Raw genomic sequence first — 23,043 nt, forward strand, 5'->3', positions numbered from 1 at the left:
CATCTAAACTCATCAACTCATAAACTTCCCTCCTATTTCAACTTCCAAATTCCATAGTACCAAGGACAATCTTCAGGTTTTGTTTGAAGACAATCATATAATTGTTGTCAACAAACGTCCTGGCGATCTAGTTCAAGGTGACAAAACGGGCGATGCTCCACTTTCAGAAGTGGTAAAGGAATATATTGCCGAAAAATACAATAAGCCGGGAGCGGTTTTTCTTGGCGTTGTGCATCGTTTGGATCGTCCCACGAGTGGAATAGTTGTTTTTGCAAGAACCTCGAAGGCTTTGGCACGCTTAAATAAAATGTTTGCCGAGCGAGAAACTGAAAAGATATATTGGGCCATTGTGAAAAACACGCCACCAAAACTAGAAGACACGCTTGTTCATTTTTTAAAACGAAATCCAAAGCAAAACAAATCTTACGCCCACATAAAAGAAGTGCCAGAAAGTAAACGCGCAGTCCTTCATTATAGGGTGCTAAAGAATCTTGAAAATTATTTTTTACTGGAAATTGTACTGGAAACTGGAAGGCATCATCAAATCCGCTCGCAACTTTCAACTATTGGCTGTTCAATCAAAGGAGATTTAAAATACGGTTCAGACAGGAGTAATAAAGACGGTAGCATTCATCTTCACGCACAAAAATTGACGTTCATTCATCCAGTTCAGAAAGAAGAAATAATAATTATTGCACCAGCTCCAGACGATTCACTTTGGAATGCGTGTTCTTAGATTTTTGTCAAATTATTTTTTAGGGCAAACATCACGAGTCCTACTCTATTCTTAATGTTTAGACGTTTAAAAAGATCTTGTCTATATCCATCGATAGTTTTCGGACTCAAATTCATTATAACCGCTATTTCTTTATAAGTCATTTCTGAACAAGCCAATTGAATAAATGTAAGTTCATTCTCTCTAAAATCGAGGTTCTTTTGATGATTATTTGGGTTTAATGAATTTAATAAGGTTTCTGATACTTTTTCGGAATGATAGTATCCTCTTTCCATAAGCTCATTAAGTGCTTGGTTCAAAATCTCTGGATGAATATCTTTAAGCAAATAACCTTTTACTCCCTTTCTTAGCATTTGCAAGATGGTTTGTTCATCATCTTCCATGGAGAGTGCCAAGGTTTTTATTTGTGCATGGTTTTGAGAAAGCCATTCCGCAGTTTCAAAACCATCCATGACTGGCATATTGATATCTAATAAAATAATATCAGGCATTTTATTTTCTTTCGAAATCTTTTGCTGAAGATCTTGACCATTTTTGGCATTATAAAGAACTCTGAAATTAGAAAAAGTATTGATTAACTTCTCTAGCGAACTTGCAAAGAGTGAATGATCATCAACTATTACAACGGTATAATTTTCTTTCTGGCTCATTATAAACTTCTATAGGGGTATTTGAGAAATAACTGGGTGCCTTTACCTATTTCTGAAATTATCGAATATTCAGCATTCAAAATCCTAGCTCTACCTCGCATAGTTTCCATTCCAGAGCTATCGGTTTTTTGTGAAGTATTAAAACCAATACCATCATCTGTTACCGATATATCCAGCGTTTTTTCATTATAATCTAAATATACGCATAAATTTGACGCTCGTGCGTGTTTAATTACGTTTGAAAGAAATTCCTGAAGAATACGGAAGATAATTATTTCACTTGCACTTTTTATAGGCACAGGATCTCCTAGCACCTGTAAAGAAACATTTAGATAACCAAGACGTTTAAACCTATCTAATTCAACGTGTAATGATTCTAAAAGTCCATTTTTAAGAACCACATCATTGTTAAGCACTTTAGAAAGTGAACGAATTTCTTGAACGCTTTCCTGAACTACACCTTTTGTCTCCTTTAATTGGCCAAGTATAGATTCTGGCGCAGCATTCATTAATATGTTTAACTGTATATTCGCTACAGAAAGCAATTGTCCTACGTTGTCGTGAAGTTCCCAGGCAATATTTTTAAGTGTTTGTTCCTGTATTTCTATTTGTGAGTTGGCTAATTCTCGATGGTATCGCTGCTCGGCGTCATAGCGTTCCTTTAAGAATTTATTTTTTCTACGTTGAAATGCGATTACAAAAATGATGGAGAATATGGCAAAGAATAACAATACTGCTATAAAATAAACTATTAAAAGTTTTTCTTGATTGAGTAAGGGTTCTTTGTCTGAGAGCATATTAAAAATCCAGCGATGTAGATGGAATACAACAAAATGTTGATACCAAAGATAATATGTCTATATAAATTAACAAAGCTGGGATCAATTGAATTGCTATAATATACACTATAAATAAATATGGGCGTGGTACATAGGTGGAAAAGTAATGCTCCTACGGAAACATAGAAAGGCAAACTATACTGTATCATGAGAATTTGATCACTTTTAAGTAACTCCAAATAGTAAAAAGCAATGCTTATTACAACAAGCAATGTTCCCACTACATTTGAAATTGGCATAATTCTCTCATAAAATCCACCTATGAAAAGAATCTCAATAATACTAACTATCAAAAATAGACCTAAGAATAAATTAAGAATGTTTATTGACTTTTTTTTTATTAGATACCATTTAAAATAACTGATATAAAACAAATAACTAATTATTCCATAAGAATTTGACAACCAATAATTTTTTTGAAATACGGTACCTTTTAAAAAACTTAAAAAATCAGCGTTGATAAAATACGCATACCAACTTATAAGTTCAGAATAAAGGGTAATTCCTAAAAATAAAACGAAATAAAAGGTTTGTTTCGATTTATTTTTCAAATAGTAAACTACACCAAAGACAAATGCCAAAAATTCAAAAAGATTTATTATAAGTCCTAGTGTCACCCTGATTAGTAGTTATTAGGTGGAAATCCGCTTATCCCACGATTCAAAGGTTTCAAATTGTAATTATTGGCTGCCCCGGCAGATGTTCCAATGGTAGGAGCTAAGAAAACAGTTGCTTTATCAGAATTTTCATTATCGTAGGCTCCAAAATAGATGCGGATCCCAGATTGGGTTGTTCCCACACTTTCCTTTTTTATATAATCTAGAAATTCTTGGAGTTCAGCAACACTGAATAGAAATTCACGAGAATCTACAGAACCTTGAGATTGTTCAATATCCAGAGCGCGACTGGCTACCCAATTATCCTGTAATTGCCTCGCCTCTTCGACGGTAATGCAATTTTTTAGTTTTGACATAATTAAATTACTTAATTGATTAGTTAAGAACGAATGTAGTCAAAACAATCAAATTAGTTTTTCTTTCATTAAATAAACAGGGAAAATCCCTTTGCCCCAAGGTTTTACCCCTTATAAAATCGTAGGATTTATCCGACTTTAAATAAAAAGAAAATTATTTGTTATGCAATACGTTCAACGTATAAATGGCAAAGCTTCCCAACCAGTGGCCGCCTTCATAACTATCTCCCACAAGGTTTGGATAGGAATATATTACATGCTCGTTTGCCAAGTTTTGGAGATGTTTGTATTTTGGAAATTGGTTCGATAATCCATAAAAAACCCATGCACGACTAAAGTTCAAACCATCAAGATGCACCAATTTGCCATCAGTTCTGTCGCTTACTTCTCCTACTTTAAGATGATAATTTTCATCGGCAAGCTGGGGTAAAAAACCATCCATCCACCCAATAAACTCTTCCGAAGTAAGTACCCGGCGCATTATATCTACTTCCTCTAAACATGGCGATAGAAAATCGTTACCACTAGGCTCCCAAGTTATAGGACAATTTTGGTCATTGAAATAAAAAGCTTTCGCTCGTTTATTTATTAATTGTTCCAATTCTTTATCTCCCGTGGCTTTTGCGTAATCGTAAGCAAAAGTTAATGCAAAGGCAGTATTAGCGTGTTCTCCCACGCGAATTGGATAATTTAGTTTGGGAAGAAATTCCTTAAATCGAAGTACTATTATATTCGTCAGTGGCTTTAAGTTCTCTTCCAATTCCCTTGCCAACGGATCGTCCCAACTGTGGAGTTCTTCCGAAAGTTTTAACAACCAAGCCCAGCCATAGGTTCTTTCGAAGGTTTTATTGATAGGCCTTTTAAAGTATTCCGCTTCTGTGGCAACATTTTCAGAAGTGATTTTTTCTTTAAGCATATTTCGCACTTCATCGGCTTTGTCCATTTCGGGAAATTGTATTAGAAGCGTAACCATAGACCAATATCCATGAACGGCACTATGCCAATCAAAGCAGCCATAAAATATAGGATGTACTGAGATTGGTGCCACCAAATCCGCATTACTTTCTAATGTTTCTCCAGGTTTATAAGGATATTCAGTACCTACGCAGTGTAAAGGCAATTCGATAAGCTTATTTGCTTCAGCCAAAGTAAAGCTTGGAGCTTCAAATTTTTTTATTTGTGTTTCTTCTGTTTTAGAAGTTTCTGAAGTTTTTAGATTTTCCTCTGGATCGCTTTTACAACTAAAGAGTAGGCTTAGTGGCAATAGAAAAAGTAAGATTTTATTCATAGACTGGTTATTTGAAATAATGATAAAAAATAAAACCACGAATAAACGAATCATTTAAAATCTACAAGGAGAGTGTCTGGTGGCTCGCAATGACACCTTGCAGGATATTCGTGTATTCGTGGTCAAATTATGCTCAATTGGTTTTATAACTTTACATCCTCAAGCTTCACTTCCTCGCCATTTTTATCGAGAAGTTTCACTTCGTCAAAACCCATTTTTTTGAATTGCTCATATTGTGTTGCAGCATCCCCCACAACTACGTACGCCATTTTGGAAGCATCCAGATATTTACTGGCAAGTGCTTGATGCTCTTCCAAAGTCATATTTCTTACCACGTTTTCTTCATCTTCAATATAATTGGCTGGAAGATTATAGAGGTTCATTTCCTGTAACATTCCTAATAAAGCACGTTGCGTTTCAAAACGGAGCGCGTTCGATTTTATAAGTGCATTTTTTGTAAACGCTAGATCTTCAGCCGAAATGCCTTCTTTATATTTTGAAATCTCATCTCGAAAAATTTGAACGGATTCTCCAGTAGTATTTGTCCGCACACTTGAAGAAGCCGTGAAAGTTCCAGGAATTTTACTTCCGCTAAAATAGGTACGCGCGCCATACGTATAACCTTTTTCCTCCCGAAGGATCAAGTTTACATTTCCGGAGAAAGAACCGCCTAATTTATAATTCATTACTTCCGCTGGATAAAAATCGGTATCCGTTCTTGGCATAGAAATATAACCCACGTTGATAACGGATTGCTTCGCATTTGGCATATCTACAAAGTACAAGGAAGCCATATCACGCGTATTAGTTGCAGGGAATTTAGGAATCGAAACCTCCTTGGCAGCCCATCGCTCTTCAAGACCATTCAGGTCTTTTAAAACAGCCGCTTTGTCAATTTTTCCAACTACTTGAAATGTACTCACAGAAGGTGAAAAATTCTTGTTGTAATACGCTTTCAAATCATTTATGGTAATCGCTTTTACAGATTCTACTGTACCTTCCGTTGGATAACTAAAAATATGATCTTCGCCATAAAGGATTTTTTTATAAACACGATTTGCGACGGCATTTGGATTAGCGCCTGAGCGTTCAATTTCATTGATTGTTTTGGTCTTTATACGTGCCAATTCATCCTCGTCCCACCGTGGTTCAAGAAGAATTTCAGTAACCAAATCCATTGTTTTATCGAAATTTCGAGTCAAGGTGTTTCCACGAATTACTATTGATTCCGTAGCAGTATACATATTTATGCTCGCTCCCAAAAGATCAATGGCCTCTTCTAATTCTTCCGGAGTTTTGTTGGCGGTGCCTTCCATTAAAATAGAGCTCACTAAATTGGCTACACCATTCTTTTTCATATCATCAAGCAAATGGCCTCCTTCAATAACCAAACTGAAGTTTACGGTTGGAATCTCATTTTGCTCAATTCCTGAAACTTTTATACCGTTTTCCAAATTAGCAGTCCACATTTCGGGAATACTTAATTCTGGTGAAGCTCCTTGAACAGGTGGTGTTGAGCGATCAAAGTTGGAAGGTGTTTTAACAATTTCCGTGGTTGCTTCCTCTACTTCTTTAGTGATGTTCTCCTTAATTTCTTCTTCAACAACATTTGCTTTTTCTGAATTTTCTGCTATCAATTCCACTTGTCCTTTAGGAACAAAGCTTGTCATAACATAAGGTTTATCTTTAATATATTTATTGTAGACACGCACAACATCTTCCTTGGTTACCTTCTTTATGTTTTCGATATCTTGTGTTATAAAGCTAGGATCACCAGTAAATACGTTATAACTGGCCAGCTGAAATGATTTCCCTAAAACACTGCTAATTCCATTATAAAATTGGGTTTCTAAACCTGCTCTAATTCTTTCAATATCACGATCGGTAACACCATTTTTTTCAAATAGTGCAAATGCCTCATAAATTCCACTTTCAATAGAATCTAGGTCAACGCCATTGTTGGCGGTAATTGTAATTTGAAAATCACCCGCTAATTCATTTGAGTTGTTATAAGCCGTTGTTCTAGAAGTTAAATCCTTTTCTTTAACCAATATTTTATAAAGCGGTGCTTTCTTTCCTTCAGAAAGAATTTCACCTAGAAAGTCTAGGGCATAAGCATCATCCGTATATTGTTCCAAGGTTGGCCATACCATATTGAGTTGTGGTGCGGTGGCAAAATTATCTTCGTGATATAGTCGTTTGGTTTTAGCAAGGGTTACAGGCAGCGGCTTTAACGGTTCTACTTCTTGACGGCGTTTAATTTCGCCAAAGTATTTTTCAATCATCTTTTTGGCTTCGGTAGTATCAAAATCCCCAGCCAATACTAAAGTCGCATTATTTGGACCATAAAAGCGGTCGTAAAATTCCTTTACATCTTCTACAGTGGCATTTTGAAGATCTTCCAGTTCGCCAATTACTTGCCAATTGTACGGGTGTCCTTCTGGATATAAATTTTTGTCAATCACCCAGCTTGTGTGTCCGTAGGGATTGTTGTCCACACGTTGGCGCTTCTCATTTTGAACCACTTCTTGTTGGTTTTCAAAAGCAGTTTCAGTTACAGTATTAATTAAATAGCCCATTCGGTCGCTTTCTAACCACATTACCGTTTCCATGGCGTTTTTTGGTACAATTTCGTAATACACCGTTCCATCTTTCCAAGTTCCACCGTTTAACGTACCTCCGGCATCTTGGATTGTTTTAAAGAATTGATCCTGCGGCACATTTTCAGATTCTTGAAAATGCATATGCTCAAACAAATGAGCAAAGCCAGTTCTACCCGTTTTTTCACGGTTGGAACCCACGCCATACTGAATGGCCAAGGAAACAATGGGATCGCTTTTATCTTGATGAAGAATTACATCAAGACCGTTTTCGAGTTCATACTTTTCAAAAGGAACGGAGAGTTTCGCGTTTTCTTCAGAAGCAACAGCTTTTTCATTTTTACATGAAACAGCCAAAAGAGCAACGGCAGCCAAGGCTACAAAGCTCATTTTAAGAGTGTTTTTATTCATAATATGATGATTTTTGTAAAAGTTTTAAAGATACTATGTGGAGTAAGCTTTAGTCTTAAAAATTCGTTAAAAGGAAAGTAGGGATAACTATAGATAAAATACTGAGGTCAAGACTTTGTTAAAACCTCGATGAATACAGAAATCTTTGAGTACTTCTTACTTCCTACTTAATTCAGACTTCAAGGCAACTTTTTTCCTTTGGTGGAAAAACTAACTACCTATGACAGGCAAGCTTATCCACCTTTTACCCAAACCAACCATCACGATCCAGGCTTCTATACTGAATAGCTTCAGAAATATGATTTCCAGTAATATCTGGAGCAGCTTCCAAATCTGCAATTGTTCTTGAAACTTTTAAAATCCTATCGTAAGCACGCGCCGAAAGATTTAAACGTTCCATTGCTGTTTTTAAAAGTTGAAGTGAGGCTTCATCCAACTTACAAAACTGCCGAATTTGCTTCACTCCCATTTGTGCGTTGTAATGCACTTTTTCAAATTCCGTAAATCGTGCAGATTGAAGTTTTCTGGCATTGGTAACTCGTTCCCGAATAATTATGCTGGATTCGCCACGGCGTTCATCGCTTAACTTTTCAAAAGGAACTGGAGTTACTTCAATGTGAATATCAATACGATCTAAAAGCGGGCCCGAAATTTTACTCAAATAACGTTGCATTTCAGCTGGAGAGGACATAACGGGCGCATCGGGATCGTTAAAATAACCGCCCGGACTTGGGTTCATGCTAGCAACTAGCATAAAACTGGAAGGATAGGTTACTGTAAATTTCGCACGAGATATAGTTACGTCACGATCTTCCAAAGGTTGTCGCATTACTTCCAATACACCGCGTTTAAACTCTGGTAGTTCATCTAAAAACAAAACGCCGTTGTGAGCTAAACTTATTTCGCCGGGTTGCGGGTATTGTCCTCCTCCGACTAGGGCGACGTCGGATATAGTATGGTGTGGACTTCGGAAAGGTCGCGAAGTCATTACTCCAGCCTTTTCCATTGTACGTCCTGCCACACTGTGTATTTTTGTGGTTTCCAAGCTTTCTTGTAAAGTCATTGGAGGTAAAATACTTGGTAAACGTTTGGCGAGCATTGTTTTTCCTGAGCCCGGCGGCCCTATTAAAATAATATTGTGTCCTCCAGCAGCGGCGATTTCCATACAGCGTTTAATGGATTCTTGACCTTTCACATCGGCAAAATCGAATTCAGGATGTTCTAGTTGATCATAAAATTCAGCTTCAATATCAACGATTGTCTGTTCTAAGGGAATACCTTCATTAAAAAAGTCAATCACTTCCCTTATATTCTCAATTCCATAAACTTCAATTCCTTCAACTATGGCTGCCTCTTTTGCATTTTGCTTGGGAAGAATAAATCCTTTATAGCCTTCTTCCTTCGCTTTTAATGAAATTGGTAATGCCCCTCGAATAGGTTGGAGGTTTCCATCCAAAGACAATTCGCCCATGATGATATATTCAGACAGCGGGTTTTTCTCTTGAATTTGTTCTGTAGCAATAAGGACTCCCATTGCCAAGGTAAGATCATAGGCAGAACCTTCTTTCCGAAGATCTGCGGGAGACATATTGAGAATTAGTTTCTTTCCGGGAATTTTATAGCCATTATTTTGTAAGGCGGCTGCAATTCTATAATTACTCTCGCGAATGGCGTTATCGGGCAGACCGACCAGATGATAGCCAATCCCCTTATCCACATTTACTTCAACCGTAATTGTAGTAGCTTCAACTCCAAAGACGGCACTTCCAAAGACTTTTGTTAGCATGAACTAATTAATTAGGTTAGTTCATTAAAGGTACTGATTTTTGAATGAATACGCTGATAGATAAATACATATGAGTATTTAATGAATTATACGTTTCATCTTAACAAGATAAACACACTTATTTTACTATTTGAAGAGTTTCTATATGTTCTGATTTTGAAGTGTGAAAGGCCTTATAAATAGCCTTTTTTTCTTCAAAGCTAAACTCCCTTTCATTAAACCAATCGTCAATTTCAATTTTTTTATTCTCTATCTGGGCTTTTCTAATAACTTCCAACGTCATTAAATGCCAATGTGTACTTTTATCTCTATTGACTGAATAACCTATAGCTTCAAAAAACGAAGTCTTTGGTTTATTGATGAGTTTTACACCATTTTTTAAAACTGCCAGCGTTTTTGTGAGTTCAATCACTTCAGAAAAACTGTAACGCATAAAGTCGTTAAAGCCTTTCTGCTTGACATTGTACATCTTATCTCCTATCTCTAATTGTTTCATTTTAGAAACCAAAATTGAAGAAAAATATAGATTTAAAAAACTCTTTTCATAGAATGTTATTGACAATAAAAAAGCCTCAATATCTCTGCTAAGGCTTTCTATCAAGCAGACAAAAGAATACTTTACAACCTATTTCTTCAACATAGATTTATCTGAAACTATTGAAACAACATATAGAAAGGTTTATGCGTGGATTACTAATTAGAAGTTTTATTTTTATAATACTCAATCATTCCATCTATAGGACGTTGTATGATATTACCAAGTTTAAGATTGCGCTCCTGAAAGCATTCCTTGATTATTTCTTCGGAAAAATGTGCTATGGAACCAATAAAATGCACTGGAACTTTATGTGATTCTTCAAAAGTAAGAATCCTGCATTCAATAAAAGTTTCAATTCCTTCTTTTATGAGCTTATGAAAATAAGGAGTTATTTCATTTTTTGTAAATATGAATTCGGCAAATGAAGCTAAATACGCGTTTGGATTGGGCTTTTTATAGATATTCATTTTTATTTCATCTGCTTCGAGGTTAAAGTTTTTTTCAAATTCAGAAGCAATATCAGCAGGCATTCTTTTATAGTAATAATCGCGGATCAGTCTTTTGCCAAAGTAATTACCGCTTGCCTCGTCCATTAAAGAATACCCTAAGGAAGCAATAGGTGCATGGATTTTTTTCCCGTCAAAATAGCAGCTATTGCTTCCTGTTCCCAAAATACAAACAATACCAGGCGTTGTGGTTACTGCATAAACTGCAGCAGCCAAATCTTCTTGAACACTAACTTTTGCATTTGGAAATATTGCAACCAGAATCTTCTTTAAATTATCCCGAGGAATTGTAGTACCACATCCTGCGCCATAAAAATCGAGGATTTCTACTTTATGTGAAATATTTGTGAGTTCTATGTTTCCCGAGATTCGAGAATTTAATTCTTCGCTATCAATTATTGCGGGGTTTAGGCCTTTGGTTTTTGTTCTAAGCAAGACATTACCTAAAGCATCTATTAATACCCAATCGCATTTTGTAGAGCCACTGTCAGTTATTAGGGTCATAATTTATAAAGTTTCCATGTAAATAGCCAAATCAATCATCTTAGAAGAGTATCCGTATTCGTTATCATACCAACCCACTAACTTAAAGAAATTATCATTTAGAGCAATGCCCGCGTCAGCATCAAAGGTACAGCTATAAGGGTCCGAGACAAAATCTTGTGAAACTACTTCATCCTCCGTATAATTAACAATTCCCTTATACTCGTTTTCGGATGCATTTTTGAAAATAGCTTTTATCTCTTCGTAAGTAGCTCCTTTTTCGGTTCGCACCGTTAAATCTACAACTGAAACATCTGCAGTAGGCACTCGAAAAGCCATTCCTGTCAATTTATTTTTTAACTCTGGAATTACTTTAGTTACCGCTATCGCAGCACCTGTAGAGGTAGGAATTATATTATTAAGCGCATTTCTCCCTATTCGGTAGTTTTTCTTTGAAGGTAGATCTACGGTAGATTGCGAAGAAGTAACGGCGTGCACCGTGGTCATTAGGGCTTCAACAATGCCCAATTCATCATTAATTATTTTTGCCATTGGGGCAAGGCAATTCGTGGTGCAAGAAGCATTGGAAATTACCGTGTCGGTAGGTTTTATATCTTTATGATTTACGCCCATCACGAACATGGGAACCGTTTTGGAAGGTGCGGAAAGAATAACTTTTTTAGCTCCAGCTTTTAAATGTGCTGAAGCCGAATCCATTTCTTTATAAACGCCAGTACATTCAAGAATAGTTGTGGCGCCCACCACATCCCATTTTAGGTTTGCTGGGTTTCTTTCAGAAGTAACTCTTATCTCTTTCCCATCAACAACTAGGCTATCATTTTCGATTTCTACTTTCCCTGGGTATCTTCCGTGCACGGAATCATATTTCAATAAATATGCAAGGTGTTCAACATCAAGCAAATCATTTACCGCTACTACTTCTATATCCTTTCTTTGTGATGCTATTCTAAAGGCTAATCGTCCTACTCGGCCAAAGCCATTGATTCCTATTTTTATCATTGATTCTATAATTATTTGTTACTAAAATTTGAAAAGCCATTTGATTCTGTATGTCTTGCAGATTATATAGAAATTATATCCGCAACACGTATTAATTCCTCATCAATGGTATTGTCCCCTTTTATTGCTTCAGAAAAGGGAATAGATATTATTCTGTTATGAATTATGCCCATCATAACATTAGTCTCACCGCGTAACAAGGCATCTACAGCTCCCACACCAAATCTACTGGCAAGAACACGATCGTAACAACTTGGTACGCCTCCACGCTGAATATGACCAAGAACAGTAACTCTAACTTCATATTCTGGGAGGTTTTTTTCAATATATTCGGCTAGTTCTAATATATTCTCTCCAATTTTTTCACCTTCTGAAACAACGACTATACTTGATGTTTTACCCGATTTTTTACTTCGGTTTAATGAATCTAAAAGACGTTCGAGCCCCATATTCAGTTTTGGGATGAGGATTTCTTCCGCACCCGCTCCAATCCCGGCGTTAAGAGCGATATCTCCCGAGCCCCTACCCATCACTTCAACCAAGAAAAGGCGGTTGTGCGAATTTGCGGTATCTCGAATTTTATCAATCGCATCTACCACCGTATTTAACGCAGTATCATAGCCTATGGTATAATCAGTTCCATTTATATCATTATCAATTGTTCCAGGAATACCTATAACAGGAAAGTTGAATTCTTTCCCAAAAACGGATGCTCCAGCAAAACTTCCATCGCCACCAATAACAATCAATGCATCTACATTTTCCCTCTTCAAGTTGTCAAAAGCTTTTCTCCTCCCTTCGGCATTTAAAAAATCTTTACAGCGTGCAGATTTTAAAAAAGTACCACCTCTGTTAATCATATTTTTAACAGTTCTAGCATTTAACTCTTTAAAATCGCCCTCTATCAGACCTTGAAAACCTCGATAAACTCCAACTGATTCAAGATTATTATAAGCACAAGCTCGTACCACTGCTCTTATCGCGGCATTCATTCCAGGTGCATCACCGCCACTTGTGAGCACACCAATTTTATTAGGTAATTTCATAGCTGGAAAGTTACTATTAATGTTTTCAATCTAAAATGATATTAATCACAAAATATACGTGTAAGTACGTATTGTGAGGATTTAATAAACGTATTATATTTGACATATAGAATTAGTGGATAATGCACTAAAGTTATATTTTTTGTGGGGATAGAAAATATTCTTAGTGCTATTTAAAGTTTACTAAGTTAGGTTTGTTAAAGAATCCCGGCCATTGGTCGGGATTCTTGTTTTTTGACTATTCTCGTTATTTCTTGAAAATGGTAAATTCTATTGAAGAGTCACTATAGACTCTATGGATTTGCTTTGTAAAGTCTTCCTTTCTTGCCTCAAAAATGTTTGGGACATAGGTTTGTGGATTTAAATCAATCAAAGGAAACCACGTACTTTGAACTTGGATTTGAATTTTATGCCCTTTTTTAAATGTATGAATTATATCTTGGAGTTTTATATTTACTGGCGTTTTTCTGTTTGGAACAAAAGGTTCGGGGTTACTAAAACTATTTCTAAATCTGCCACGCATTACTTCACTCCGAACCATCATAAAATAATTGCTCATTTTTAAGTATTCCTGCGTTTCTGGATAATCTTCGGCATCTTCGGGAAAAACATCTATCACTTTTACAATCCAATCTGCATCTGTTCCAGTGGTTGAAACATTCAGTTTTGCGAGAATTGGGCCGGCCATGGTAATATCTTCCTCAAGTACGGGAGTTTCAAAAACCAACACATCTGGACGTCGTGCGGCAAAACGCTGGTCGTCCGTCATATATTTTCGAGGTGTAAAAACCACTTTAATGTCTTCGGAATATGGCACCGGCTTCTTAGGATCACTGATGAACTCTTCAAAAGTGGAACTTTTTTCCATCTTATTATTTAGACGCTGATTATCCTGAAGATAATAGCTCTTGCGCTCGCTGTTTTTTGGTGGCCATTGGTCATAGGAGTTCCATTTCCTTGAACCTGTATCAAACACATAAGCTTCCGGAAGACCGGAGTCTCCTTTGCCGTCATTCTTTAAAAAATGATTAAAAAACTTTGTTTCCACATCTCGCTGATAATCCAAAGAAATATTATCTCCAAAATATACATTTCCAATAGCTTGTCTTTTTGATGCGCGCGCCCAATCTCCATGACTCCAAGGGCCAAAAACCATTGTGTTGTAGTTTTCACTAGTCTTTTCAATCGTTTTATAGGTTTGAAAAGGGCCATAAAGATCTTCAGCATCAAAGAGACCACCAACAACCATCACGGCAGGTTTTATGTTTTCCAAATGTTGAATAATCCCGCGGAATTGCCAAAACTCATCGTAATTGGGATGTTGCTTAAGTTGTTGCCAAAAAACATTATCCTCTTTATAATATTTATCTAAATTCGATAATGGCCCAATATCCAAAAAGAACTGATATTGATCTTTTGAATCAATATCAGGAAATGAATACCAAGGTTTATCAGTAGGTTTCGATTTTTGATAACCGAAGAGTGCAGTCGCTCGCCAATAACTAAGCAAATAGGCGCCGTTATGGTGGAAATCATCAAAAAAGAAATCGCCGATAGGAGCTTGCGGAGAAGCGGCTTTTAATGCTGGATGGGCATCTAGCAAGGAATATGTAGTGTAAAAACCAGGGTAACTTATTCCCCAAGTTCCCACATTTCCGTTGTTGTTTGGAATGTTCTTTATCATCCAATCTATAGAATCATATGTATCGCTCGCTTCATCAACTTGACCTTTTGTTTTGTTGGGAATGTAAGCGCGCATATTATCAAAAGTGCCTTCACTCATCCAGCGTCCGCGTACATCTTGATAAACAACGATGTTTCCTTCTTTCATTAAAAATTCGTTCGGACTTATTTTAGAACGAAATTGATCCTCACCATACGGTTGGCAACTATACGGCGTTCTTTGAAAAAGTATGGGATACTTTTCTGAAGTATCTTTTGGAGCGTAGATTACGGTAAAAAGCTTGATGCCATCCCGCATGGTTATCGTGGTTTCCGTTTTGGTATAATTTTCTTTTACGTAATTTTCCTCTTGCGCAAATGAAGCAGCGATTATAAACAGAAAAAGAAATGTCATTTTTAGATGTTTCATCATATATTATGATTTTGAGTTAAAGCTGATTTGTAAAATTTTCTTTGTGGTTTCAGTTACTCTAAAACGGTTGTCCATTCTGTAACCAACGACCCAAACTATTTTTTCATCACTTAAAAGCAGCCAAGTTTTATCCTTTTCGGTTAAAGGAATTTTTTCGTCTTTAAAAAACTTACTCAGTTTCTTTTTTCCATTCATTCCAAAGGGTTGAAATATGTCACCACTCTTCCACTTTCTTAGTTTTAATGGAAATTGCAAGGTTTCAGCAGAAACGTAAATCAGATTTTTTTCTGTTTCTCCTATATATTCTGAAACCTCAATTTTTAAATTAATTGGCGAAATGATTCCTTCATCTGAAACCAAAAACGTTTCGTTTATTTCTTCTAAATCAATTTCAGAAAGGATCAATTCCTCGCGATTCTTCAAAAGTTGATGCGTTTTAGAAAAAATTTGCTTTCCTGTTTGCGCATGGAGTAAATGTGAAATATCCCGCCATTCAGTAAAACCAAAACCATTTAATAGTTCATAAAGTAATTGGTCAGTATGTGGAAGTTCCTTAAGTTTTTGGATATTTATTTTATACGAATCTCCCTCTTGTGAAACCACAAGATTATAAATCAAGGCCATATAATCCTCAACCAGAGTTTGTGAAGCTTGTAGGTTCTTTTGTGTTTTTTGAAAGTTTTTTAATAGCGTTTCATTCGTTTCTTTGAATTGTGGCAAAACTTCCAGACGCAATTTATTCCGAAGATAATCTGTTTTTTGGTTTGTGCTATCTTCTCGCCATTGCAGTTTATTTTTTTTAGCATATTTCAAGATTTCTTCACGAGAAAAGTCGAGGATTGGTCTTATAATTTTATTGTTTTTCTTCGGAATTCCTAATAGCCCATTTAAGCCGGTGCCACGGGAAAGGTTTATAAAAAAGGTTTCTAAATCGTCATCCAGATGATGCGCGGTTAAAAGATAATCAAATTTGAAATCTCTTAATAGTTCATCAAACCAATTATAGCGTAATGTTCGAGCCGCCATTTGGGTGGAAACTTTATGTTCTTCAGCAAATTTATGTGTGTCAAAAGTTTCAGCGAATACTGAAATATCCAATTGCTTTGCCAAACCGATAACAAACATTTCATCACCATCGCTTTCCTTTCCGCGGAGCGAAAAATTGCAATGCGCTAAAGCGATGTCAAAACCAGCTTCTTTCATTAAATGTGTTAAAACCACACTGTCTAAGCCACCACTGCAGGCGATGAGTAATTTTTTTTCTAAGAGATATTGAAAATTGGAGGTAATATGTTCTTTAAAATTAGCAATCACTTTAAATATAATTTAATACAGATTAATTATAATTCCTGCGATAACGGCGATTCCAAAACTGAGCATGGTGCCTATAAGGACGTATTCCGTTTTTAGGGTTTCGTCATTTCTATACCGCAAAATTGATTTGGCCGCAATAAGAAAACCAACGGCTGAATATTGCGAAACGATAATAAATGTAAGCGTTAAAATTCGTTCCAAAACCCCGATTACTTTTCCTGCATTTGGCATCTCGTTATCGCTGCTCACTTGAATTTCAGTTGACTTAAACACTTCTTTTATAAAAATATTAGCGGGTTTTAGGCATACCAAATACCCAGTTATTATCAATAGATACTTGAAATTAATGGAAACCTCAACAGAAGGATTTATTCCGTGCCATTTGTCAAATAAAATAACCACTACGGTCATTATAACTAGGTGTAGCGCTTGATCTATAAAATAGGCATAACGCCCCAAAAGCTTACTATCATTGAGATAATGCTTAAAGCCATCCATCAAAAAATGAGTAACGGTTATAACAACTGCCCCAAAAAAGAAACCAAACTGAAGGGAAAACAACCACGATAAGATAAAGCATGTGAGTGCATGCCAATATAAAAAGGGGCTTTTAAAACCTATTGCATTTTTTTGTTTAGCGAGTTTATCGGTTTGAAAAAAGTAATCCAAACACAAATGTGCAATAAACTGAAGCAGTAAAAACTCTCCTATTCCCATTGTTATTTATTTGAGATTATCATTTTAAAATAGTTTACCGCCTCTTCTATCGCATTCCAACCAACACTTGTAGAGTGCTGATTAACGGCAGATTGACCGATGCCCAGCCGTTTTGCTATTTCCTCCTCTTGATTGTTCATCAGCTTTAAATACAATACTTCACATTGTCTTGCGGTTGCTTTGCTGATCAAAACATCCAATAGCGCCAATAAAGGTTTAAAATTTTTATTTAATACTTCGCTTTTTGAAGCAAAAAATAAAGTGTTCTTTATTACAATCCGCTCTTTATCGTATGTAGTTTCTCCGCTGATTTCGCGACCGGAAAAATAAATGGCTTCTCCATCTATTATACCCTCATCAGGTTGGTAACGGCTTAATTCGCCATAACCAATAGCTAGCCTGATTCCGTGTATTTTGAATTGTTTAATTCTATTCTCGGTACTTTTGTAGGTGTTTAAATCAATTGGAATTGCTTTAATAAAGCTCTTCATGGCCAATGCCACTCGCAAACCTTCGGAAGCGTCTGGAACTACACATTCCAAATAGTCACCTTTTATTACGCGACCATAAACAAAAAATTTCTGCTTTAGTTCTTTAAGTAGCCTACTTATATTTTCTTCAACAAGTTTCCGGTCTTCATGATTCAGACTTGTAGAGGAAACAATATCTCCAGAGATAACAGAATAGTTCATTCCTTATAGTTTTATTCAAATATATAAATTTATTAGTTAATATACTAATAAACACATAATATAAGTTTAAACACTAATAAATACTCAATATAAGCTTAAACACTAATAGAAATCATTTCCTAAGAATCCGAAGTTATATGCAATACTTGTCGCATTGCTTTTGCCTTTAACAAACACTCTTCATACTCATTTTCGGGAATGGAATTTACAGTAATCGCACTGCCAACAGAAAAACTGACGTATTCCTTTTCTGAGTTATAGAGAATACTTCGGATAACAACATTAAAATCAAAGTCTCCATAAGGTGTGAAATAACCAATTGCGCCACTGTAAAGCCCGCGTTTGGCATCTTCAATCTCTTCAATTATTTTCATTGCTGAAATTTTTGGAGCGCCAGTCATACTGCCCATTGGGAAAGTCTTTCTCATCACCTCAACACTGGATAATGTTGGAGTAACTTTGCAGGAAATCGTGGAAATCATTTGATGTACCTGTTCAAAAGTATAGATCGCGCAAAGCTCCTCCACGATGACACTTCCTTTTTCTGCGATGCGCGAAAGATCGTTACGCACCAAATCGGTAATCATTATATTTTCGCTGCGCTCTTTTGGATCAACCGCTAATTGCTGAGCCATCTTAAGGTCATCTTCTTTATCTGGCAAACGTTTTGCCGTACCTTTTATAGGTTGGGAGATAATCTTATTACCACTTCTTTTTAAATAACGTTCCGGCGAAGCAGAAAGTGCGTATTGTTCTTCCAGTTTCATAAATACTGAAAATGGAGGTTCCGAAATTTCATTTAGATGAAGAAAGGTGGCTAAGGGGTCTATCTGCGATACTTCTGAATAGAATTCCTTACAGAGGTTTGCTTCATAGATATCACCTCTTTTTATATGATCAAGCAGCTCATTTACTTTGTGAATATAGTTTTCCTTTGAAGTTCGAGCGTGTATTTTAACTGGCTTTGAACTATCTACTTCCTCAGGTTTATAGATTATTTCAGAAATTACTTCCCAATCTTTGGCTATTTCATCTGCAACCATATTCAAGTAATGAATCTCAAGGTTTTCTTCAGAAAAAAGAAATATTTTTTTAGGTTGGAAAAAATATAATTCTGGAAAATTCAAACCATCAAAATTATTGGAAATCAATCGTTCCACATCATTTTTAAGGTCATAGGAAAGGTAGCCGAAGATCCAATCTGCTGTGGTTTCTTGATATTCCTTTAATTTATCAAAAGCACTGTGTGTATCGGTTTTTATACTTGTAAAAGCATCAACTGCAAGAATCGCCTGATAGCTTCCATAATTTTTTGAATGTTTGTTACTATCTAGCCAAACAACTTCCGTAAACTGCTGCGCCCAAAATAGAAATCGCTTTTTTGCGGCTTCGGTTAAAGAAAAAGGGTATTTCTTTACTGTACGCATTCATGAGCTATTTGATGTGTGAAATTCTGAACTACATCTATAAAGCCCAATGATAAAATTTCATCAGAAATTGACTGGGAATCTTCTGAAAAGTTAAGAGCAAACGAAGGTATGCTAAAACTTTCCACTATAATAGCTCCAAACTTTGGAAGAATGTACTTCATATATTCCAGCGCTCCAGCACCACCACGTTTTCCAGAGGAAGTACTCATCAACAATATTTTCTTTCCTTCTAAAAACTTTCTATCCAGTCTTGACAACCAGTCTAAGATATTTTTAAAGAATGCTGAAATCATTCCGTTGTGTTCATTTACAGAAATAATAAGTGCATCTGCCTCCTTAATTTTATTGTAAAGCAGGTTCAAGTCTATGGGAAAACCTCTTTCGTTTTGAATATCTTCACTGTATAGAGGCAAGACATAATCCGCCAATTTGATGATCTCAATATCATGACCAACAATTTGTGAAGCTGCAAAGCTTGCGAGTTTATGATTGATTGATTTAGTGCTATTACTACCCGAAAAGGAGAGGATTTTTTTCATTCGCCAAAGTTATTAAAAAAACCCACTCCAAATAATGTGGTACGCGTTCTTTAATAATTGAGATTTTGCAACTGCAATATAAAGGCCTATAACCGAGAAATTGTTTGTTGATAAATTAAGTATTAGCACTCGTAAAACTCTTTTATATCAGATTTAAATTATAGAACTAACAAGAAATATTTTCTTGAAGACGAATTACAAAAGCTGTATTCTAAATAAACTAAGTTCAACTTTAAAATCAAAATTGATTATTTTTATTACATTTACGTTCAAAAAAAATCTATGGAACAACCCGATGATCTCATCATTGCCATGCAAAATGGAGATGAAAAGGCCTTTTCCCGCTTATACTCAATGTATAGTCAAGCTATTTACGGAATAATATACAGCATTGTTTTGGATGAAAAAATAGCAGAAGAACTCCTACAGGACGTATTTATAAAAGTTTGGAACAATGCCAAAACCTATTCTGTCAATAAAGGACGATTTTTTACTTGGCTTTTAAATATTGCAAGAAACACAGCTATAGATGCAACACGTTCCAAAGCATTTAAAAACTCCAGAAAAAACCTTAGCACAACAAACTTCGTAGATATATTGTCATCGTCTGATAGTTTAAACAAAAAGACGAACGCAATTGGAATAAAAAAGTTTGTAAATGCACTAAAACCGGCCTGTATAAAGATTATTGATCTTTTATATTTTAAGGGATATACCCAAGCTGAAGCTTCAAAAACTTTGGAGATACCTTTAGGAACAATAAAAACAAGAAACAGAACCTGTATCAAAGATTTACGGGTTATGATATTAGGATAAAAAAATATGACTCTCGAAGAAATCATAGAATCAGGAAAATTGGAAATGTACGTCTGTGGCGCGCTGCCACCAGATGAAGCATTGGAGGTGGAAAATGCCATTGAAACCTATCCAGAAGTTAAACGAGAAACCGAACTTATAGAAGAATCGTTACTACAATTAGCAGAGACCGTTTCGCCTCCATTGCAGGTAATGGTATGGACAAATATATTAAATGCAATTAGGAATATAAAAACCATTGACAAGAGTAAAGTGCGTAAACTCAACTTACCCGCAATTATTGGGTGGGCTGCCGCTATTGTGTTTATGGGTGGAATAATGTGGATGCTGAAGCAAACCAATGACTTAAACAATAGCCTTAGAGTTACAACTACTGAGAACACTGTTTTAAAGGAAGAAAAGAATAAAGTTGAAACCCAGCTTGCTGAATCTTCTGAAGTACTTGATGTTTTAAGATCAAAAGATTATCAGTCTTATACACTTCCAGGAAACCAAGCTGTAGCACCAGACGCTTTTGCAAAAGTTTATTTAAACAAAAAAGAAAGCGTTGCATATATAGATACAAAAGGACTGCCCATACCTCCACGAGGAAAGGTTTATCAAGTCTGGTCTCTTAAAATGGAACCCTTAACGCCTACAAGTGTTGGTTTAATTTCACCGGAAAACCTAAAAGGGGATGGAATCTATAAGTTTGTAGATTTTCCAGATCCAGAAGCTTTTGGAATCACGCTTGAGCCCGCAGGTGGTAGCAAGACTCCTACCCTATCTCAGTTATATATCTTAGGAAAAGTAAATATTTAAAACAAGAAATAAAGAACTTCAAAAAGCCTGGACAAACGTTCAGGCTTTTTTATTAAAACACTTCTAAAAAAAAAAGCGTTCACCTTAATGGCGAACGCTTTAACTAACAAAAAAACTCTGAAAAACCGATTCTAAAATCGGTTTCATTAAAATCTATCAATTTCTTGATAGATAACCAACCTCACTACTATTTACGTAAGAATTAGCGAGTTGGTTTTATATTTAAGGATAATTGTTCCATATCTTTTCTGTTTTCTGCCCTTTATTTTCAAGATATATGTGGAATCAGTTTTAAAATGTTGTAGTCAAACGTGTGTTTTTACCTATACACAGCTATATGTTAGCGTATTACGCCTTTAAAAACAAGTTGTAATCTTTGACATTAGTGGTTTATTCATCTTTTCTAGTTGATTTTAATTAATTACTTTTACTTGTAATTAAACACTGATGTTTAGATAAAAAATTTGTGCTTAGACAGATATTTGTGTTTTACCAACAACACTATTTTTTCTCTAATTCTCTATAATAATTATTAGTAATTGCATGAATCCTTCTGCACCTGATTGGATCTTAAAATATTTTAATCTTTTTGAAAAGAAGGAGCTCATAGATATTTTCGAAAATGAGCATAGGTTTTACGATGCTTTAAAGCAAACTGGATTTGTTTACGGGGTTTCGGTTTCATCCATGACCAATAAATCTCTTGGCAATTTAAAGCTTACTAAAGAAGAACTCACTAAAATAAATCTTTTCCATGCACTCCTCTTTCAGTTTTTTCAACAAAATCCAGAGGCCAGCAATCAAGAGGCTATAGCTGATATACTTTCGTTTTACAGAACTATCGAAAAAGGAAAGACAGGTTTCTTCCATAAGTTTTCAATAGTTCAAAGTCCATCCAATGCATTGGAGCATATCTTATCTGCGAGATTGCAAGAAGCCAATTCCTTATTAAAGAAAAATACAATTTCACTTCTCACCTATTCCTTGTTGTTTTTAGATGTATTGGTTTATAAACAATGGCGAAAAGATCCGGGTTCGGCAAAGGCTTATTATATTCTAAAAGAAAAAAATGTCCTTACTTCTTGTTTTTACACCTTAAAATCAAAAAAGAAAAAGTCGAAATACGATAAATTACTTATTGAGCTATTTGAAACCTCTTCGGAATATCTTATCGATGAAACGGATGTAGGCTCCGCTACTTTTCTGGAAAGCCTCAATTATTTAGATAGGGATCGTTTTTCATTGGAAAGGAGATATATGCTGGATCTTTGCTGTCTTACCGTTTGGGAGGATTTAAAATTAGACGAAACCGAACATCAATTTCTACAGCAACTTCTGGTAATACTAAATTTTTCAGAAGAAGATTTAGAAAGGAGCTTTACTGCTTTGACTAACTTTTCTGAAAAGTATAGTGAAAAGATTCTTCTTTTTGAATATGCACATCCAATTAAAAAATTCTATAAGCAATCTGCTTCCACAGTAAAGCTTTTGATTATTCGCAACAAAGACCGATTGGCACGTGAGCTTGAAGAAAGCGGCGAATTGGTAGTGCTATTAGGCCAATCAACCGTAAGAGATCTTTCTGCTGAAGAAAAGGTAAAAGTAAAAGAACAGTTATTGGATATTTGTAAAAGCATCCCTTCACTCACTATTTTTCTGCTTCCTGGCGGAACAGTGCTCTTACCATTATTGGTGAAGTTTATTCCAAAGCTTTTGCCTTCTTCATTTCAGGATAATAGGATTAAGTAAGTAGTGATTAGTGA

20 protein-coding genes are annotated in these 23,043 nt (G+C 35.6%); 4 read left to right on the forward strand and 16 right to left on the reverse strand.

What is annotated here, in order from left to right; translation table 11 throughout:
• The first annotated feature begins 79 nt into the window (after window positions 1-79).
• Window positions 80-736, forward strand: coding sequence for an RluA family pseudouridine synthase (locus tag G440_RS0104035; RefSeq protein ID WP_245574822.1), 657 nt, complete (start codon window positions 80-82; stop codon window positions 734-736).
• Here G440_RS0104035 and G440_RS0104040 read toward each other — a convergent pair.
• The 16 genes from G440_RS0104040 to G440_RS0104120 all read right to left on the reverse strand — a co-directional run bounded on the left by G440_RS0104040 (window position 733) and on the right by G440_RS0104120 (window position 19,663).
• Window positions 733-1,386, reverse strand: coding sequence for a response regulator transcription factor (locus tag G440_RS0104040; protein WP_026450127.1), 654 nt, complete (start codon window positions 1,384-1,386; stop codon window positions 733-735). The genes G440_RS0104035 and G440_RS0104040 overlap by 4 nt on opposite strands.
• Window positions 1,386-2,183: a sensor histidine kinase gene (locus tag G440_RS0104045; RefSeq protein ID WP_026450128.1), complete on the reverse strand. Its 798-nt coding sequence runs from the start codon at window positions 2,181-2,183 to the stop codon at window positions 1,386-1,388. The genes G440_RS0104040 and G440_RS0104045 overlap by 1 nt, the downstream gene beginning before the upstream one ends.
• Window positions 2,184-2,847: 664 nt before the next feature.
• Entirely contained in the window at window positions 2,848-3,198 is a 351-nt protein-coding gene (locus G440_RS0104055) for a hypothetical protein (RefSeq protein ID WP_026450130.1), read from the reverse strand.
• Between the two features lie 154 nt (window positions 3,199-3,352).
• Entirely contained in the window at window positions 3,353-4,486 is a 1,134-nt protein-coding gene (locus G440_RS0104060; protein WP_026450131.1) for a DUF2891 domain-containing protein, read from the reverse strand.
• A 143-nt stretch (window positions 4,487-4,629) separates the two neighbouring features.
• The gene (locus G440_RS0104065) at window positions 4,630-7,497 is read right to left on the reverse strand and encodes a M16 family metallopeptidase (RefSeq protein WP_026450132.1); all 2,868 of its coding nucleotides are present in this window, start codon (window positions 7,495-7,497) and stop codon (window positions 4,630-4,632) included.
• A 244-nt stretch (window positions 7,498-7,741) separates the two neighbouring features.
• Window positions 7,742-9,283 carry a YifB family Mg chelatase-like AAA ATPase gene (locus tag G440_RS0104070; protein ID WP_026450133.1) on the reverse strand — a complete coding sequence of 514 codons (1,542 nt, stop codon included), beginning with the start codon at window positions 9,281-9,283 and terminating at the stop codon, window positions 7,742-7,744.
• 118 nt (window positions 9,284-9,401) lie between these two features.
• Window positions 9,402-9,779, reverse strand: coding sequence for a hypothetical protein (locus G440_RS0104075; RefSeq protein ID WP_026450134.1), 378 nt, complete (start codon window positions 9,777-9,779; stop codon window positions 9,402-9,404).
• A 197-nt stretch (window positions 9,780-9,976) separates the two neighbouring features.
• The gene (locus G440_RS0104080) at window positions 9,977-10,831 is read right to left on the reverse strand and encodes an N-acetylglucosamine kinase (RefSeq protein ID WP_026450135.1); all 855 of its coding nucleotides are present in this window, start codon (window positions 10,829-10,831) and stop codon (window positions 9,977-9,979) included.
• 3 nt (window positions 10,832-10,834) lie between these two features.
• Window positions 10,835-11,830 carry a type I glyceraldehyde-3-phosphate dehydrogenase gene (gap, locus tag G440_RS0104085; protein WP_026450136.1) on the reverse strand — a complete coding sequence of 332 codons (996 nt, stop codon included), beginning with the start codon at window positions 11,828-11,830 and terminating at the stop codon, window positions 10,835-10,837.
• 62 nt (window positions 11,831-11,892) lie between these two features.
• Window positions 11,893-12,876, reverse strand: a complete 984-nt coding sequence (gene pfkA / locus G440_RS0104090) for a 6-phosphofructokinase (RefSeq protein ID WP_026450137.1) — start codon at window positions 12,874-12,876, stop codon at window positions 11,893-11,895.
• A 247-nt stretch (window positions 12,877-13,123) separates the two neighbouring features.
• Window positions 13,124-14,968 carry a CocE/NonD family hydrolase gene (locus tag G440_RS0104095; protein WP_026450138.1) on the reverse strand — a complete coding sequence of 615 codons (1,845 nt, stop codon included), beginning with the start codon at window positions 14,966-14,968 and terminating at the stop codon, window positions 13,124-13,126.
• Between the two features lie 6 nt (window positions 14,969-14,974).
• Window positions 14,975-16,285, reverse strand: coding sequence for a tRNA lysidine(34) synthetase TilS (gene tilS, locus G440_RS0104100; RefSeq protein WP_026450139.1), 1,311 nt, complete (start codon window positions 16,283-16,285; stop codon window positions 14,975-14,977).
• Between the two features lie 12 nt (window positions 16,286-16,297).
• On the reverse strand, window positions 16,298-17,002 hold the full coding sequence (locus G440_RS0104105) for a DUF3307 domain-containing protein (protein ID WP_026450140.1): 705 nt from the start codon (window positions 17,000-17,002) through the stop codon (window positions 16,298-16,300).
• 2 nt (window positions 17,003-17,004) lie between these two features.
• Entirely contained in the window at window positions 17,005-17,694 is a 690-nt protein-coding gene (locus G440_RS0104110) for a hypothetical protein (protein WP_026450141.1), read from the reverse strand.
• Window positions 17,695-17,813: 119 nt separating this feature from the next.
• Entirely contained in the window at window positions 17,814-19,121 is a 1,308-nt protein-coding gene (locus tag G440_RS0104115; protein ID WP_026450142.1) for an anthranilate synthase component I family protein, read from the reverse strand.
• The gene (locus tag G440_RS0104120; RefSeq protein ID WP_026450143.1) at window positions 19,109-19,663 is read right to left on the reverse strand and encodes an NADPH-dependent FMN reductase; all 555 of its coding nucleotides are present in this window, start codon (window positions 19,661-19,663) and stop codon (window positions 19,109-19,111) included. The genes G440_RS0104115 and G440_RS0104120 overlap by 13 nt, the downstream gene beginning before the upstream one ends.
• 282 nt (window positions 19,664-19,945) lie before the next feature.
• Here G440_RS0104120 and G440_RS0104125 point away from each other — a divergent pair, with 282 nt between their 5' ends.
• From G440_RS0104125 to G440_RS0104135, 3 genes are all read left to right on the forward strand, one after another.
• Entirely contained in the window at window positions 19,946-20,479 is a 534-nt protein-coding gene (locus G440_RS0104125; protein WP_026450144.1) for an RNA polymerase sigma factor, read from the forward strand.
• A 6-nt stretch (window positions 20,480-20,485) separates the two neighbouring features.
• Window positions 20,486-21,280, forward strand: a complete 795-nt coding sequence (locus tag G440_RS0104130) for an anti-sigma factor (RefSeq protein ID WP_026450145.1) — start codon at window positions 20,486-20,488, stop codon at window positions 21,278-21,280.
• A gap of 543 nt (window positions 21,281-21,823) precedes the next feature.
• Window positions 21,824-23,029 (forward strand): LETM1-related biofilm-associated protein, encoded by a 1,206-nt coding sequence (locus tag G440_RS0104135; RefSeq protein ID WP_026450146.1) that lies wholly within the window; start codon window positions 21,824-21,826, stop codon window positions 23,027-23,029.
• Window positions 23,030-23,043 lie beyond the last annotated feature (14 nt).

Source organism: Aequorivita capsosiphonis DSM 23843, assembly GCF_000429125.1.
GTDB lineage: Bacteria > Bacteroidota > Bacteroidia > Flavobacteriales > Flavobacteriaceae > Aequorivita > Aequorivita capsosiphonis.

Coding starts and splice junctions, on each gene's coding strand:
- G440_RS0104040 (WP_026450127.1), bottom strand. CDS start 1,386: ATGAGCCAGAAAGAAAATTATACCGTTGTAATAGTTGATGATCATTCA.
- G440_RS0104045 (WP_026450128.1), bottom strand. CDS start 2,183: ATGCTCTCAGACAAAGAACCCTTACTCAATCAAGAAAAACTTTTAATA.
- G440_RS0104055 (WP_026450130.1), bottom strand. CDS start 3,198: ATGTCAAAACTAAAAAATTGCATTACCGTCGAAGAGGCGAGGCAATTA.
- G440_RS0104060 (WP_026450131.1), bottom strand. CDS start 4,486: ATGAATAAAATCTTACTTTTTCTATTGCCACTAAGCCTACTCTTTAGT.
- G440_RS0104065 (WP_026450132.1), bottom strand. CDS start 7,497: ATGAATAAAAACACTCTTAAAATGAGCTTTGTAGCCTTGGCTGCCGTT.
- G440_RS0104070 (WP_026450133.1), bottom strand. CDS start 9,283: ATGCTAACAAAAGTCTTTGGAAGTGCCGTCTTTGGAGTTGAAGCTACT.
- G440_RS0104075 (WP_026450134.1), bottom strand. CDS start 9,779: ATGAAACAATTAGAGATAGGAGATAAGATGTACAATGTCAAGCAGAAA.
- G440_RS0104080 (WP_026450135.1), bottom strand. CDS start 10,831: ATGACCCTAATAACTGACAGTGGCTCTACAAAATGCGATTGGGTATTA.
- gap (WP_026450136.1), bottom strand. CDS start 11,830: ATGATAAAAATAGGAATCAATGGCTTTGGCCGAGTAGGACGATTAGCC.
- pfkA (WP_026450137.1), bottom strand. CDS start 12,876: ATGAAATTACCTAATAAAATTGGTGTGCTCACAAGTGGCGGTGATGCA.
- G440_RS0104095 (WP_026450138.1), bottom strand. CDS start 14,968: ATGAAACATCTAAAAATGACATTTCTTTTTCTGTTTATAATCGCTGCT.
- G440_RS0104105 (WP_026450140.1), bottom strand. CDS start 17,002: ATGGGAATAGGAGAGTTTTTACTGCTTCAGTTTATTGCACATTTGTGT.
- G440_RS0104110 (WP_026450141.1), bottom strand. CDS start 17,694: ATGAACTATTCTGTTATCTCTGGAGATATTGTTTCCTCTACAAGTCTG.
- G440_RS0104115 (WP_026450142.1), bottom strand. CDS start 19,121: ATGCGTACAGTAAAGAAATACCCTTTTTCTTTAACCGAAGCCGCAAAA.
- G440_RS0104120 (WP_026450143.1), bottom strand. CDS start 19,663: ATGAAAAAAATCCTCTCCTTTTCGGGTAGTAATAGCACTAAATCAATC.
- G440_RS0104125 (WP_026450144.1), top strand. CDS start 19,946: ATGGAACAACCCGATGATCTCATCATTGCCATGCAAAATGGAGATGAA.
- G440_RS0104130 (WP_026450145.1), top strand. CDS start 20,486: ATGACTCTCGAAGAAATCATAGAATCAGGAAAATTGGAAATGTACGTC.
- G440_RS0104135 (WP_026450146.1), top strand. CDS start 21,824: ATGAATCCTTCTGCACCTGATTGGATCTTAAAATATTTTAATCTTTTT.